Annotated in this window: 11 protein-coding genes and 2 pseudogenes; 7 read left to right on the top strand and 6 right to left on the bottom strand. The window is 69.1% G+C overall.

The features are described from left to right. Positions 1-225: 225 nt before the first annotated feature. The 3 genes from fliI to MKK68_RS10230 form a co-directional block, all read right to left on the bottom strand. On the bottom strand, positions 226-1,551 hold the full coding sequence (gene fliI / locus MKK68_RS10240; RefSeq protein WP_244030157.1) for a flagellar protein export ATPase FliI: 1,326 nt from the start codon (positions 1,549-1,551) through the stop codon (positions 226-228). A gap of 144 nt (positions 1,552-1,695) precedes the next feature. Continuing rightward, positions 1,696-2,436: a flagellar basal-body rod protein FlgF gene (gene flgF, locus MKK68_RS10235; RefSeq protein WP_244030155.1), complete on the bottom strand. Its 741-nt coding sequence runs from the start codon at positions 2,434-2,436 to the stop codon at positions 1,696-1,698. 1 nt (position 2,437) lies between these two features. Then, positions 2,438-3,445, bottom strand: coding sequence for a DUF1217 domain-containing protein (locus MKK68_RS10230; protein WP_244030153.1), 1,008 nt, complete (start codon positions 3,443-3,445; stop codon positions 2,438-2,440). Here MKK68_RS10230 and motA point away from each other — a divergent pair. The 6 genes from motA to flhB all read left to right on the top strand — a co-directional run bounded on the left by motA (position 3,374) and on the right by flhB (position 8,150). Next, on the top strand, positions 3,374-4,267 hold the full coding sequence (gene motA / locus MKK68_RS10225; protein ID WP_244030151.1) for a flagellar motor stator protein MotA: 894 nt from the start codon (positions 3,374-3,376) through the stop codon (positions 4,265-4,267). The two genes, MKK68_RS10230 and motA, sit on opposite strands and share 72 nt — an antisense overlap. A gap of 2 nt (positions 4,268-4,269) precedes the next feature. Continuing rightward, positions 4,270-5,199 (top strand): flagellar motor switch protein FliM, encoded by a 930-nt coding sequence (locus MKK68_RS10220; RefSeq protein WP_243947546.1) that lies wholly within the window; start codon positions 4,270-4,272, stop codon positions 5,197-5,199. Next, positions 5,180-5,497 (top strand): hypothetical protein, encoded by a 318-nt coding sequence (locus MKK68_RS10215; protein ID WP_243947548.1) that lies wholly within the window; start codon positions 5,180-5,182, stop codon positions 5,495-5,497. Before MKK68_RS10220 ends, MKK68_RS10215 begins: the two co-directional genes overlap by 20 nt. A gap of 116 nt (positions 5,498-5,613) precedes the next feature. Next, entirely contained in the window at positions 5,614-5,925 is a 312-nt protein-coding gene (fliN, locus tag MKK68_RS10210) for a flagellar motor switch protein FliN (RefSeq protein WP_243947554.1), read from the top strand. 15 nt (positions 5,926-5,940) lie between these two features. Continuing rightward, positions 5,941-6,969 (top strand): flagellar motor switch protein FliG, encoded by a 1,029-nt coding sequence (locus MKK68_RS10205; protein WP_409567213.1) that lies wholly within the window; start codon positions 5,941-5,943, stop codon positions 6,967-6,969. Positions 6,970-7,091: 122 nt separating this feature from the next. Next, on the top strand, positions 7,092-8,150 hold the full coding sequence (gene flhB, locus MKK68_RS10200) for a flagellar biosynthesis protein FlhB (protein WP_244030146.1): 1,059 nt from the start codon (positions 7,092-7,094) through the stop codon (positions 8,148-8,150). Between the two features lie 18 nt (positions 8,151-8,168). On the opposite strand, the gene MKK68_RS29915 is transcribed toward flhB, so the two are convergent. Continuing rightward, positions 8,169-8,987, bottom strand: a complete 819-nt coding sequence (locus tag MKK68_RS29915; RefSeq protein ID WP_279605291.1) for a heparinase II/III family protein — start codon at positions 8,985-8,987, stop codon at positions 8,169-8,171. A 1,718-nt stretch (positions 8,988-10,705) separates the two neighbouring features. On the opposite strand from MKK68_RS29915, the pseudogene fliF reads away from it, so the two are divergent. Further along, a pseudogene (gene fliF, locus MKK68_RS10190) lies at positions 10,706-11,920 on the top strand (flagellar basal-body MS-ring/collar protein FliF); the annotation flags it as partial. Positions 11,921-12,597: 677 nt separating this feature from the next. On the opposite strand, the pseudogene MKK68_RS10185 reads toward fliF, so the two are convergent. Together MKK68_RS10185 and MKK68_RS10180 are read right to left on the bottom strand one after the other, a co-directional pair. After that, positions 12,598-14,352, bottom strand: a pseudogene (locus tag MKK68_RS10185) (esterase-like activity of phytase family protein); the annotation flags it as partial. A gap of 257 nt (positions 14,353-14,609) precedes the next feature. Then, positions 14,610-14,807 (bottom strand): hypothetical protein (locus MKK68_RS10180; RefSeq protein ID WP_244030142.1); only part of this gene is annotated, 198 nt, incomplete at its 5' end.

Raw genomic sequence — 14,807 nt, 5'->3', positions numbered from 1 at the left:
CGACATCTCGTCCTTCGCGCCTCTCGTGCACAATTCGACGGGCGGGAAACGCCGAAGATATTTCAGAAGCGCGAGCTTCATAGGCCTGCGACGCGACGCATCAACGGCACCGGCCGACGAGGATTCGCCGCTGCGAAAGGCCGCCTCGTCGTCGACGTTGTCGCCGACGCGTGTGCGGAGGCCTTCGCCGTCGCAGGTTCGGAAGCGGATCGAACGGGAACGGCGCTAATCGCGAAGTGCCGCTGCGAGCTCGGCGAAGGCGTCGGTGCTCGCGGGTTGCCAGGGGTCTTGCCGCAAGGCCGCGTAGATCCTCGGAATGACGATCACGGCCTGGTCGAGCTCGGGGTCCGAGCCGGCGTGATAGCCGCCCATCACGCGCAGGTCGCGGGTGTCCTCGTAGCGCATGATCAGGTTCTTCAGGGCGCGGACGAGGTCCCTCTGCTCCCGTGTCCAGACCAGGTCGGCGAGCCGGGAGATCGAGCCGAGCAGGCTGATCGCCGGATAGCGGCCCTGGTCGGCGATCGCCCGGTCGAGCACGATGTGGCCGTCGAGCGTGCCGCGGATGCTGTCGGCTACGGGGTCGTTGTGGTCGTCGCCATCGACCAGGACCGAGAAGATGCCCGAGATCGTCCCGCCGCCCTCGATGCCCGGCCCGGCCCGTTCGAGGAGCCGCGGCAGATCGCCGAACACGCTGGGCGGATAGCCGCGTGCCACGGGGGGCTCGCCCGCCGCCAGCGCCACATCGCGCGCGGCATGGGCGAAGCGGGTGACGGAATCCACGATCAGCAGAACCGATTGCCCGCGGTCGCGAAAGTATTCCGCGACCGCCATGGCCGTCTTCGGCGCCTGACGACGCATCATCGGGCTCTCGTCGCCGGTCGCGACGACGACGACGGATCGCGCGCGGCTCGCCTGGATCGGGCCTTCGAGAAACTCGCGCACCTCGCGTCCGCGCTCGCCGACCAGGGCGACCACGACGGTGTCGAACCCCTCGCACCGGGCAAGCATCGCGAGCAGGGTCGATTTCCCCACGCCCGATCCGGCGAAGATGCCGATGCGCTGCGCCGCGCAGAGCGGCGTGAACAGGTCGACGGCCCGTACCCCGGTCCTGAGCGGGCGCTCGACCCGCGACCGCTGCATCGCGGGCGGCGGGTCGGCGTCGAGCGGCATCGGATGCCCGCCGGCGGGCAGGTCGCCCAGCCCGTCGACGGGCTGCCCGAGGGCGTCGACGACCCGGCCCTTCCACGCCTCGCAGGGGCGAGGGTCGCGGGCGCCGACACGGTAGGCCAGCATGTCCAGGCCGACCTCCACCTTCGCGTCGAAGAGCTTGAGCAGCACGCCGTCGCGGTCGATGCGGATCACCTCGCCCTGCTGGGGCCGATCGCCCGCCGAGACCTGCATGCGATCCCCGAGCTTCAGCAGTGGAGAGCTGATGCCGATCCGGCAATGCGCGGCGCCGACCTCGCGCACCGGGCCGCCGATGCGGACCAGGGGCTGCTGCTGCCGTTCGGCCAGCGCCTGCGCCAACCTGTCGAGCGCGTTGATGGACAATTCCGTACCTCTCCGGGCCGTGTCTGGCGGTGATCGCTTCGAGCGGGCCGCGCTCGCATCCCGCGCGAGGAGGCCATCGGCGGAGCCGGGTCGAGCCTGCTCCCGGCGGGACTCCCCGGGCGGGAGGCGCGGCCGGCGCCGGCCTCAGGAGGCCGGGCCGAGGGTGCGGATCGCGTTCTGCATCGAGGATTCGGTCTCGGCGACCGCGGCGGCCGCGCTCTCGAAGTTCCGCGTGATCATGATGAGCCGGGACATCTCCATCACCGGATTGACGTTCGCGCCCTCCTGGAAGCCCTGCTGCACGGAGACGGAGGTCGCGCCGACCTGATTGAAGTCGAGGACCGCCTGTCCGGGCGTGCTGGACGAGACCGCCGCACCATTCACCCGCGTCAGGACCGCTCCGGGATCGAGGCGGAACACGCCGAGCGCGCCGATCTGGTCACGGCTTTGGGAGATCATCCCGTCGCGTCCGATCGCGATCGGGCCGTTCTCGGGGTTGACGGAGAGCGGCGATCCGCCGGGATCCAGCAGGGCGCGCCCCTCGAGGTCCTGAAGCTCGCCGGCGGCGGAGAGCTTCATCCGGCCGTCGCGCGTGTACACCGGGCCGGACGGACCTCTGACCGACAGCCAGCCGTCGCCCTGGACCGCCACGTCGAGGGGCGCGTCCGTCTTGATCAGGGGACCCGTCTTGCGCGAGACGAAGGTCGAGCCCGGCGTCGAGAAGGCGACGTCGCGCCCGCCCGCCCGCGACAGGATCGACTCGAACTTCACCTCCTCGGCCCGGTAGCCGCTCGTCGCGAGGTTCGCGACGTTGCTCGCCACCGTGTTCAGGCGCTGCTCGAGGGCGACCTGGGCGGAGAGGGTCACGTAGAGGGCGGATTGCATGTCAGAGAGCTCCGAGCCGAATGTTCTGTAGCTTGAGCAGAAGATCGGTATCCATGTCCGGGCCCGACGGATTGAAGAGCATCAGGGCCGGCGATTGCGTCGTGTCGTTCCGTACGTCCCAGATCGCCGTGAAGCGGCCGATGAAGGCGTCGAGCGCGACGGGGTCCTTCAGGCTCGCGACGTCGAGCTTGCGCCCGATCAGGGCCGCTTGCGCATCGATGTTGGACCCGGCCACCTCGGCCGGCAGCCCGAGCGCGGTGCGGACGACCTCGCCGAGCGCCTTGTCGGCGAGGATGCCGAAGATGGACTTGATCTGCGGCGCCTTGCGCGTGAAGTAGAGCGCCAGGCGCACGCCCTCGTCGTCCGCGCCGGCATCGGATTCCAGGGTCTGCTGAACGTACGCCGCGACGGTGTTCTTTCCGGCCTCGGGCCGCGCGGTGGTCTTGTCGCCGTATGTGTTGAAGTCGAACGCGGCGACGAAGTCCTTGTAGCGCGAATCCGACAGGCGGTTGGCGAAGCTGTTGGCGTCCGTGAGGCCCCCGGTGAGGGCCTTCTTCATGAAAGCCTTGGCGTAGATCATGTCGTCGAGGCCATATGCCTTCATCGCGAACGTGTAGAGGCGCGTGTCGGCGAGCAGATCGTCGATCGACTTCACGTCTCCGATGTGGCTGTTGTAGTAGTCGACCTCCCGCTTGACGGAACTCTCCGATGCCGTGCGGTCCAGCGCCTTCGGCATGTTGGCGGAGATCCGCCGGTAATCCGTGAAAGTCGATGACATCGCAGGCATCCTCGGGAACCCGCGATGATCTATCGCCGCTGGCTTGCCCGAGCCTTGCCGGGCTTCGAGGGACGGCCGGGCATCGCGCGCCAGCCCGGCGCAAGCAAGCGGATCTAGAACCTGCCGCGGCAGAGGTTGCCGCAGGGAGGGATACGATCCGTGGGCGTGATCATCGGCTTCATCATCGCGGTCAGCTGCCTGCTCGGCAGCTTCTACGGGATGGGCGGCCATCTCGGTGCCATCTGGCAACCGTTCGAGTTCCTGATCATCGGCGGGGTCGCCTTCGGCGCCTTCGTGATCGCCAATCCGGCGAAGGTCGTGCGCGACTCCGGCAGGGCGCTCGTCGACGCGCTCGTCGGCAGGGTGCCGAGCCACGCCGATCACCTCGGGCTGCTCCGGCTCCTCTACGCCCTGATGCGCGAGCTGCGGGCCAAGCCGAGGAACGAGGTCGAGCAGCACCTCGAGAACCCGGCGCAGTCCGAGATCTTCAAGGCGTTCCCGTCCGTCACCCGGGATCCCGGCCTGACGACCTTCATCTGCGACTATGCCCGCCTGATCCTGATCGGCAATGCGCGCCCTCATGAGATCGAGGCGCTGATGGACGAGGAGATCGGCACCCATCGGCGCGATCGCCTGAAGGTCTACAGCTCGCTCATGACCGTCGCGGAAGGGCTCCCCGCCCTCGGCATCGTCGCGGCGGTGCTCGGGATCGTGAAGGCGATGGGCGCCCTCGACCAGTCGCCCGCCCTGCTCGGGAGCCTGATCGGGGCGGCTCTGATCGGGACCTTCACGGGGATCTTCGTCTCCTACGGCATCGTCAGCCCGCTGGCGCACAAGGTGAAGGCCACGCGCGAATCCCAGTGGCGCGCCTACATCATCGTGAAGCAGACCCTGCTCGCCTACATGAACGGCGCCCTGCCGCAGATCGCGGTCGAGCACGGCCGAAAGGCGATCTCGTCGGCCGAGCGCCCGACCATCGACGAGGTCGAGAACGCCACCACCTCCGGCGGCTCGCGTGGCGAGACGGCGCAGCGCGAGCGAGAGGCCGCTTGAGCATGGACAAGATCCTTCCCGCGAACGAGATCCGCGACCGGCTTCTCGATGCGGCCGGGCTGTCGCTCGACCGCCTGCCGATGCTGCACGTCATCCTCGACCGCATCGCGACGTACAGCGCCGACCAGCTTCGGCACTTCGCCGCCTCGCCGATCTACTTCTCGCTGAGCGACGTCACGAGCCAGCGGCTCGGCGACATCCTCGACCCCTACGAGTCGAACGCCATCGCCGGCATCTTCCACGCCCCGGAGTGGGACAGCCACGTCCTCGTTGGCTTCGATCGGGACTTCATCTTCACGATCATCGAGGTCCTTCTCGGCTCGGACGGATCCGAGCCTCCGTCGGACGAGGAGCGGAACTTCTCCAACATCGAGCTGCGCGCGGCGCAGCTGATCTTCGATCAGATCGGCAAGGCGATGCAGGCCTCCTTCGCCCTCGTCGCGAGCACGCCGTTCGCGCTCGAGCGCATCGAGACGCGCATGGACTTCGCCGTCATCGGCCGGCGCAACAACCAGGCCGTCGTCGCCCGGTTCCTGTTGCAGGCGCTCAATCGCGGCGGCGAGATGTTCATCATCATCCCGCAGACCGTGCTCAACCCGATGCGCCAGAGCCTGGCGCGCGTGCGCGTCGGCGAAGCCTCCGCGCGGGATTCGCGCTGGACGAAGCAGATGGTCGGCGAGGTCCAGAAGACCTCCGTGTCGCTCCGCGCCATCCTGGAGGAGAAGTACCTGAGCCTCGGCGAGATCGCCGATCTCAAGGTCGGCCAGATCCTCAACCTGCAGGCGACGCCCCGCAGCCTCGTCAAGCTCGAGGGCAACGAGCAGGGCCTGTTCTGGTGCGACGTCGGGCAGGCGGATGGCTCCGTCGTGCTCCGCATCGACAGCTTCATCGATCAGGAACAGGAGTTTGTCGATGATGTTCTCGCTCGTTGAGGGCGCCCTGTTCGTCGCCCTCGTCGTGACGACGGCCTGCCTCCTGCCGATGTACCTCCGGCTCAAGCGCCTGGACCAGTACAACGCGCAGTACGGCGAGATGATCGGCGCGACCTCGCACACGCTGACGCAGGCGGCCAACGCCGTGCAGGGCTTCTCCGTGGATGGCCGGTCGATCCTCGAACGCCTCTCCCGCGAGATCGACCTCGCTGACGCGGCTCTCCGACGCCTGAGGGCGGAGCGGCTGGCCGCCACGGCCGCGCCGCCACTTGCCGGCCCCGGCGACGCCGCCGCCTGAGGGCGGCGACGCGCTCCGATTCCCCTTGCCATCAGGAGTCCATCATGACCGACACCATGACGTCCGCCGCCGAGCCGGCCGGGGGCCACAACGAGGCGGTCTTCTCCAAGATCGACATGGGGTCCCGCGAGGGACGAACCCGTGAGGAGCTGCTCGGCCATGGCCGCAACCTCGACTCGATCCTGCGCGTCCCCGTGATGATCCAGGTGGTCCTGGGCACGGCGACGATGGCGGTATCCAGCCTGATGAAGCTCGGTCGCGGCGCCATCGTGCCCCTCGACCACCGCGTCGGCGAGCCGGTCGACGTCGTGGTCAACGGCCGCGTCATCGCCCGCGGCGAGGTCGTCGTCGTCGAGGACGACAATTCCCGCTTCGGCGTCTCCCTGACGGAGATCATGGGGCCCCTGGCCACCGAACCCAACGCCTGACGGGGAGCTGAGGAGATGGCCGTCACCGCTGTGGGTAATGCCGTTCCGAGGCCGATGAGGGCCGTCGAGGAGGTCGCCGCGCTCCTCATCTCGATGAGCAAGGCCTCGGCGAGCCGCCTGGTCAAGTACTTCGACACGCGTGAGCTCAAGCAGATCACGCGCGCCGCCGCGCAGCTCGGCCCGATCTCGCGGCCGCAGATCGAGGCGCTCGTCGAGCGGTTCGCGGACGCGCTCTCGGACGGCGCCGGCTTGATCGGCACCGCCAGGGAGGTCGAGAAGCTGCTCGAAGGGATCCTCCCGGCCGATCAGGTCGCCGACATCATGGCGGACGTCCTGAGCCACACCAACCAGTCGATCTGGGAACGCATCTCCAACGGCTCCGAGCTCGCGCTCGCGGCCTACCTGATGCGGGAGCATCCGCAGACGGCGGCCCTGATCCTGTCGAAGGTCAGGCCGGCCTGCGCCGCGAAGGTGATGACGCAGCTCCCGGCGGAGTTCAGCAACTCGGTCATGCGCCGCATGCTGACATTCAAGCCGATCGTCGACGACACGATGCTCATCATCGAGAAGACGATCCACGAGGATTTCATGATCAACGTGTCGCGCAACGCCGGAACCGACACGCATGCGCGCATGGCCGACATCATCAACAAGATGGAGCGCAACCGCATGGAGGAAGTGCTCGACAATCTCGCGAAGTCGCGCCCGAAATCCGCCGAGATCCTGAAGGGGCTGCTCTTCACCTTCGACGACATCGTCCACATGACGCCTCGCGCGCGCACCACCCTGTTCGACCAGATCACCAACGATCGCCTGATCCTGGCGCTCAAGGGCACCGACAAGCCCCTGCGCGACGTCGTGCTGGGAGCCCTCGCCTCCCGCGTCCGCCGCCTAGTGGAGCACGAGCTCGACGGCGGCGAGCCCGCCTCGCAGAAGGAGGTGCTCGAAGCGCGTCGCGCGATCACCGATCAGGCGCTCGAGATGGCGGCCAGGGGCGAGATCGAGCTGAACGCCGCCGAGGCGGACAGCACCTACATCAGCTAGCCACCCACGGGCGCACGATCCGCGTCCCGCGGGATCGGCCCTCCGCTGCCGCGCGATCGCATCCTCGTCGCGCGCGGCGGCGTCCACCTTGCCGGAACCGTGGTCCAGGACGCCCGATCCTCATGTCCGACGACAAGGAGAGCAAGACCGAAGCCCCGAGCGAGAAGAAGGTCCACGATGCGATCGAGGAAGGAAACATCCCGTTCTCGCGGGAAGCGACGATCTTCGCATCGATCCTCGGCCTGCTCGTCGTCCTCGTCTTCTCGGCGCGCGAACGGACGCGCGTGTTCGTCGAGCGTCTCGCGCTCCTGATCGAGCAGCCGCGCAGCTTCTCCCTCGACAATGCGCAGGATGCGAGCCGCCTCATCCACGCCGTCGCCCTGGAGATGGGGGCGGCGCTCCTGCCTGCGCTGCTCGTCTTCCTGATCGCGGGCCTCGCCAGCTCGGCCTTCCAGAACATGCCGCGCGTCGTCGGCAGTCGCATTCAGCCGAAATGGTCGCGCGTCTCGCCGGCGGCCGGGTGGAAGCGGATCTTCGGCGTTCAAGGCTTCATCGAGTTCGCGAAGTCCGTCTTCAAGTTCCTGACGATCGGCGCGATGTCGGCGCTGGTCCTGCACGCCGATCGACAGAGAATCGTGGATGCCATGTTCGTTGACCCCGCCGGGCTGCCGGAACTTCTGCTGACGCTCTCGATCCGGCTGGTCTCCGCGGTGAGCGTGGCCACCATCCTTCTCGTCGCCGGCGACCTGGTCTGGCGCCGCGTGCGCTGGCGACGCGACCTCATGATGTCGCGCCAGGACATCAAGGACGAGTTCAAGCAGTCCGAGGGGGATCCGCTCGTGAAGGGGCGGCTGCGCTCCCTCGCGCAGGACCGTGCCCGCCGGCGGATGCTTTCGGCCGTGCCGCGCGCCACGATGGTGCTCGCCAATCCGACGCACTACGCGATCGCCCTGCGTTACGACCGGAGCGAGAACGATGCCCCCATCGTGCTCGCCAAGGGACAGGATCTGATCGCCCTGCGCATCCGCGAGATCGCCGAGAAGCACGGGATCACCGTGATCGAGGACAAGCCGCTCGCGCAGGCGATGTACCGCAGCGTCGAGATCGATCAGGCCATCCCACCGGACTTCTATCGCGCGGTGGCCAACCTTCTCGTCTTCGTCTTCAAGAATCGGTCGTGATCGTCGGAGGCGCCCGCCTCAGCCGACGATGAGGGGGGCGAAGCGCACGTCGTCGACCGTCCGCACGAGCGCATCGAGGCTCCGCCGGCTCGCCGCGATCAGGACGCCGCCGCAGACCCGCCGCTGCCCCGACATGCCGTAGCTCAGCACGGCCGCCGGCTGCATCGCCTCCGTCGGTCCCGCGACGAAGCCCTGGACCGCCGGGGACGGGCCGTTCCAGCCGCTGGTGACGCTCAACCCGCCGAACCGGCCCACCAGCATGCGCCCGACGATCGAGAGCCGCCGCCCGTCGCGCAGGCCGAAGGCGCGCTGCGGATCGGTCAACGCGACCACGACCTCGGGCGGGACATGCAGGAACCCTTCGAGAAACAGGGGGCGATCCGCGGTGGCGAAGGCGTCGAGCACCGCGATTCCGGACAGATCGTCGAGGAGGACGAAGGCTCGCGCGTGGCGGTAATCCGGGCCGTGCACCGTGGTGTCGATGATGTGGATCGAGGCGTCCCCGATCCGGGCCGTGGTTCGCGGCACGCCCGCCCCGGCGGTCGGCTCCCGGCCGTCGGGCAGCACGACGTTGTGCGCCCGCCCGCTCGCGAGGTAGCGCCCGAGCCGTCGCGGCTGCTGACTCTGGGAGCCGCCGGCCTCCGTGATCCAGCGAACCGCGCCGGTTCCGAAGGTGAAGGAGGTACAGTCGCGATGGTCCTGCGGATCGTGCCGCGGGCTGAAGTCGCTGGTGAACGAAGCCCAGCCCGTCGGGCCGCCGCGGCGGCGGGCGAGAACGCCCTGCACGACCGGATCTGCCGGTGCGTGATTCGTTGCGCCGCGTGGCGGAAACGCCATCCAAGGGCGGCCATATGCTGCGGTCAGGCGCGCGATCCACCCTTTGCAGTCGACGCGTGCGGGCGCATCCCCGAAGGGCGGCAGCGTCCCATCCGGCTCGAGGCACCCGACGAAGCCTTGCCACGCTGGCGCGAGGCGGTCCTCGAGATGATCGGCCAGGGCGATGGATGCGGGACGGGCACGCAGGATCGGGACCATGGCGAGGGCGAGCGTCAGCAGCTCGAGGCTCTGATGGTAGGACGGCTCCGCCAGGGGCGCGTCGGGTCCGAGACGCGCGTCGAAGCCGCGCCGGAGGGCGGCCATCGCCAGCGCCTCCCAATGCGCCGCCAGGGGAAAGGTCGGAAGCGCACGGGCAATCCCGAGCAGCGAGGCGGCGGCCTGGAGCTCGAGCAAATTGCCTGCCAGCGTGTTCTGGCCGAGGATCTCGGCCAGCGCGAGGCCGTGCTGGACGACCTCGCCGCCGAGAATGCCGAGCCCCGTCGCATCGGCTTCGTCGGCGGCAGCCAGGACACCTGCCAGCACGCCGAGAAGCGCTTCCGCGCGTCGCGCGAGGCAGGCCGGATGCAGGCTCAGCGGATCGGCGGGCTGCCCCCATGGGTTGGCACGCGACCACGCGAGGCAAAGCTCGACCGCGCGCCTGCGCATTGCGCGATCTTCGCCGGCGGTCGCCGGGTGCAGCCACGACAGGGATTGAAAGGCGATTCGCCAGGCCGGCGCCGAGAACGGATCGGCCCGCCAATCCGGGTGCTCGGGAAGGGGCCAGGCCGGCCAGTGGGCCAGCCGAAGATGCTCCGCCGTCCAGCCCGTCGCGTCGGGCCCGGCTCTGGCGACATCGCACGATCGGAGGGGCGCGTGCGGTTCCGCCGACGCGACGTGATCGAGGTCGAGCCGAAGCGGCGCGGTCGACGGCGGACCTTGCGTCGTGCCGTCGGCGGGAGCCAGACGACTCAGCGCGTGCGCGAGCACCGATTCGACGGACGTGCCCGCCGCGTTCGCGAGCGCTTCGAGGCGCAGGTCGTGGCCGAGCGACACCTCGGGCGCCGAGGGCATCGCCAGGATCGCAGAATCGTCCCAGGCGGCGAACCCGGCATCCAGGGTGACGGCCCCCGGCGGGGGGACGAGCGCGACGGTGAAGCGGTAGGCGTCGCCATGGACAGGAATGCCGACGAAGGCCGGGAGCGACGGCGTCGCCATGACGTCGGGGTAGGGCGGGGCGATCAAGGCGCCGGCCCGGTCGCGGTAGGCGATGGCGACGAAGGCCCCGTCCGACGCTTCCGTGCGAACGAGCTGCCCCCTGAGCGTGATCGGCCGGCCCGGCACCAGGCCGTAATGGAACCACGTCGGCTCACGGCCCAGGACGATGCGATTGCGCCCGAGGGGGGGCGTCGTCCCGGCCTCCGCGCCGGATCCGGGCATATCGACGGGCATCTGCCGCAGGATCGGATCGGCGACATGGACGACGTGGCTGTTACGCCAGCTGCGGATCGTGACGACGACCTGGCACGCGGGCGCGGGTAGATGGAAGCACAGGCGTAGGTCGGGGAGGGTGCGGGCCGAGCCACCAAGGGGGCCGGCGAGCCAGGCACCGTGGGCGTCCATCCCGGTCTGCTGCAGACCGGGAACCCGCCCGAAATCGATGCCGGAGCCGTCGGGCGCGCGAAACTCGATGCCGACGGCGGCAAAGTCGCCGACGTCGACCGCTTCCTCGGCGGGGTCGGCGCGCACTGAAGGGGGTCAAGGCCGCCCGGGTTCACATCGTCATGCCGGATCCGGGCTCGTTCCGGCGCGAGCAGCAGCCGGCCACGGCTTCGGTGGTGGTCCGGACCGAGCCGCCGAACGATGTCGGCTCCGCCCAGGCCATCCGACAGCTCGTCGCGACCGCCATTCCCAGCATGAAGTCGAGCAAGGTGACCGTGCTCAATACCGACGGGACGGTGCTGCTGTCGGGCGACGATCCCTCCAGCGCGCCGGCCGGCCGGATGGCGACGCTGGAGCATCTCGTCAACAGCGAGATCCAGGACAACATCCGTCGCACGCTCACACCCTATCTCGGCGTGAACAACTTCGAGGTGAGCGTCGTCGCGCGGCTGAACACGGACAAGGTCCAGACCAACGAGACGGTCTTCAATCCGGACCAGAAGGTCGAGCGGTCCGTCCGCGCCGTGAAGGAGGCGGAGACCACGCAGAATCGCGGTGCCCAGAAGCCGACGACGGCGCAGCAGAACCTGCCGGATCAGCGGGTCCGGGCGGAGGGCGGCGAGACTTCCAGCGCGGACAACCAGCGTCGGGAGGAGCTGACGAACTACGAGATCTCCTCGCGCACCACCCAGACCGTGAGCGACGGCTACGCCGTCAAGAACCTCTCGATCGCCGTGCTCGTGAACCGCGCCCGGCTCCAGGCCCTCTCAGACGGGAGCCCCGCCGCGGCGGCGGAGAAGAAGCCCGAGGCGCAGATCACGGAGATCGAGCAGCTCGTCGCGTCCGCGGCAGGCGTCAACCTGGCGCGCGGCGACCAGCTCAAGGTGGCCGCGGTCGGCTTCGTCAACGATGGGCAGCCCCTGGAGCCGGTTCCGTCCCTGAATCCGTCCGAGATCCTGATGCGTCAGTCCGGGACCCTCATCAACGCTGCGACGATCCTGATCGTCGGGTGCCTTCTGATCTGGTTCGGCCTGCGCCCCGCCGTCACCGCGATCCTCGCCCGCCCGTCGGAAGCCGAGATCGAGGCAGCGCTCCCGGCACCGGACCACGTGTCCGTGCTCGAAGCGTTGCAGGCGCCGAGCAGCGAGCCGCCGGTCGCCCCGAACCTCCTCGAGAACCTGACGGAGAAGGTGATCCGCTCTCCCGTCCGGCGACTGGAGCAGATGGTCGAGCAGGATGAGGAGCAGGTCGCCAAGGTCCTCAAGCAGTGGCTCACCCGCGAGGAGATCGCGTGATGGCCATGGCCGTACCCGCCTGGACGGACTTCTCGTCGCGCATCGCCCGCCCGGCCTCGCCGTTCGCACCGCTCACCACCAAGCTCGCGGGCAGGGACAGGCCCGTGGCCGAACCGGAGCAGGCGCCGGATCCGGCAGCGCTCGTGGCGGCGGCGCGGGCCGAGGGGCGCCGCGAAGGCGAGGCACGCGCGCGCCTCGCCGGAGATCAGGCCCTGGCCGCCAGCGCGCAGGCCCACGTCGATGCGCTGGCGGCGGAACGCCGCCGCTGGGCGGAGGCCGAGGCCGCGACCCTCGCCGCCGGCTTCTCCGAAGCGATCCGCGCCCTGGAAGACCGGCTCGCCGAAAGCACGGCCCGCGTCCTGCTGCCGTTCCTGGCGGAGGGCCTGCGCCGCGAAGCTCTCCGCGAGCTGACGGCGATCGTGTCTCCCCTGACGGCGGAGGGCCGCTACGCGACGCTGTCGGTCGCCGGGCCGGCGGATCTCGTCGGCACGCTCGGGGAGCGCCTGGGGCTGGCGGAGGACGCGGTCGCCATCCGCAGCGATGGCCCCGTCGATGCGCCCGGCCGACGCCGTCACCGTGCCGGTGTTGGTCAGCCCGCCCGCGATCGTGCCCGAGGTGGTGAAGCGCGCCGCGTTGCCCACGCCGCCGGCCAAGCTTCCGCTGTTGGCGAGCGTGCCGCCCGCGACGACGGTCGTCCCGGTGAAGGTATTGAGGCCCGACAGCGTCAGCGTGCCGGCACCCAGTTTGACCAGGCCGCCGGGTCCTGACAGCGCTTGGCCGACGGTGAAGGTGTGGCCCGCCTCGGCGATGTCGAAGCCGCCACCGCCCGGTCCCCAGGTGATGGCGCGGGCGGTGGCGGCAAAGCCGGTTCCGGTGACCCGCAGGATGCCGCCGTCGAAGCTCAGCCCCCCGGAAGGGGCGCCGAGATTGGCTTCGCGCGACACCGAGAGCGTGCCGGCCGCAACCGTGGTGTTGCCCGAGTAGGTGTTGGTGCCGGTCAGGACCAGCGTGCCGGAGCCGAGCTTGACGAGGCCGGCGGTGCCGGCGACCGGGCTGGCGATCGTCGCCGTGTCGCCGGTGGCGACGACCTCGATGGGGGTCGTATTCGCGGCAAGCGTCAGCGGATCGCCGGAGAGGACGTACCCGCCCACGTCGAACCGAAGCCGGGAGGCGAGGATCGGACCGCTCGAGGCGTCGAGGCTCACGGAGCCGCCGACCGTTCCGAACACGGCGGACCGGCCGTTCCACTCGTCGTTGATCGAGCCGCCGGCCCGGGCCCAGTTCTCCGCGGAGGTAGCGGCGGTCCAGGTGCCGCCGCCCCCGCCGGCCCGGCCATCGGCCATCGCGGTGTCGCCATCCCAGGCCTGCACCTCCGGGATCGGCGTCGCCACGCGGAAGACGAGAAATTGCGTTTTTCCCTGTGAGGCGCTGTAGTTGTTGTCCGAGACGAGGACCAGGCTGTCATGCCCGTCCGGCAGTTTCGGTCCGAAGGTCATGCCTTCGACGTTGTCGATCTTCGTTCGGTAGGTGTTGAGCGTGCCGGCAAGGCTGGCGCTGTCGAAGATCAGCGTCTTCCGCGTCAGGTCGAAGGCGCCGGTGCCATTCAACTTATCGATGGCCTGAACGTCCGTGGCTCCGGCCGTGTCGACCCGATAGATCCGAATGGAATTGTGCGAGACGCCCTGCGGATTGGCCGTCGCGCTCGTGCCGTCGAAGGCGCGCTCCATCACGAGGAAGGACGTGTCGCCGAGGGAGAGGATCTCCGATACGCCGTTGTTCGTGCTCCCGATCCCGACGGGCGGATTGCCGATGCCCGGCAGGGAATCCAGCTTGTAGGCGTATTGCGTCGTGGTTCCGTCCTTGGCGAACACCGTGATCCGGGTGAGGTTGGATGCGTCGCCGGAAAGCGCGTTCTCCATCGAGATCGCGTAGCGGCCGGAGGGTGTGAAGGTCGAGCCTTCCAGGCTGCTGTTGACCAGGGAGCGCCCGGCGATGTTGGCCGGTATGGCGGCGGAGATTGTCGTGCCGTCGGCCTGCCGGTGATGCACGCCCGGCGGCGACCCTTCCGTCGTGTACCAGACGCCATTCCCGGTCGGGTCGTAGCGGATCGATTCGATGTCGTCCTGTCCCAGGCGCGTGACACCGGTGATGCTGAGCCCGAACCCGGGTTGCCCCGGCGCAAAGTTCGGGACCAACGTGTAGTAATGCGTATCCTGGCCTGCGGCGCCGTGGTCGGATTGGCTGATGAACGTGTTGCTGATCGGGTTGTAGTCGATCCCGGACAGGCCGCCGATCGTCGTGCCGCCGAAGGTCGTGCCGGTCGGAATGTCGGTTTGGCTTAGGAATCGGATCGAAGCCAGGTCCGACCGATCCGGAATCGAGAACGCCGGGAAGCTCTGGGCGCTCGCGCGTTCCGGAAGCCATGACAGCATCGCGGCCGCGGAGAGGGCCGTCTTGGCACAACGTTTCATCGTGGCATCTCATGGATCGGAGCGGCAAAGGATGCTGGAACAGCCAAGCATCGTCGTTTCGATGCGAGGCAGATATGATGATCATTGATTGGATTTACTTGGTATGACACCAAAACGGTTGGCGAATCTCGCAGCGCAAGACCGGAAGAACGGTACGCATAGGCATCGCGAACCGGTGGATCAGGCCGCCGATCCGGCCCAGTGAGGCGGTTCATGGCTCAGAACCGGTAGGTGAAGTTTCCCTTGACGGCGTGGTCCTCGGCGCGGGACCCGACTTGGCCGGTGTAGGCGATGCCCAGGGTGGCGGCGGCCGAGACCCGCAGGTCGAGGCCGGCTTCCGCCACGAGGGCGTCGCGGTCGATCGGGATGCCCGCGGTGAGGAAGGCCGGGCCGGTGGCGCCGAAGGCCAGCAGCGC

The sequence above is a fragment of the Methylobacterium sp. E-016 genome (assembly GCF_022829745.1).
Taxonomy (GTDB): Bacteria; Pseudomonadota; Alphaproteobacteria; order Rhizobiales; family Beijerinckiaceae; genus Methylobacterium.
The sequence above is the reverse complement of the archived record's forward strand: the minus strand, read 5'-3'. Positions and strand labels throughout refer to the sequence as shown.

Bases quoted from the DNA above. Each gene is read 5' to 3' on its own strand.
- flgF (WP_244030155.1), bottom strand. From the start codon at position 2,436: ATGCAATCCGCCCTCTACGTGACCCTCTCCGCCCAGGTCGCCCTCGAG.
- MKK68_RS10230 (WP_244030153.1), bottom strand. From the start codon at position 3,445: ATGGCCGCCCATCCCGTAGAAGCTGCCGAGCAGGCAGCTGACCGCGAT.
- MKK68_RS10220 (WP_243947546.1), top strand. From the start codon at position 4,270: ATGGACAAGATCCTTCCCGCGAACGAGATCCGCGACCGGCTTCTCGAT.
- MKK68_RS10215 (WP_243947548.1), top strand. From the start codon at position 5,180: ATGATGTTCTCGCTCGTTGAGGGCGCCCTGTTCGTCGCCCTCGTCGTG.
- fliN (WP_243947554.1), top strand. From the start codon at position 5,614: ATGGGGTCCCGCGAGGGACGAACCCGTGAGGAGCTGCTCGGCCATGGC.
- MKK68_RS10205 (WP_409567213.1), top strand. From the start codon at position 5,941: ATGGCCGTCACCGCTGTGGGTAATGCCGTTCCGAGGCCGATGAGGGCC.
- flhB (WP_244030146.1), top strand. From the start codon at position 7,092: ATGTCCGACGACAAGGAGAGCAAGACCGAAGCCCCGAGCGAGAAGAAG.
- MKK68_RS29915 (WP_279605291.1), bottom strand. From the start codon at position 8,987: ATGGCGTTTCCGCCACGCGGCGCAACGAATCACGCACCGGCAGATCCG.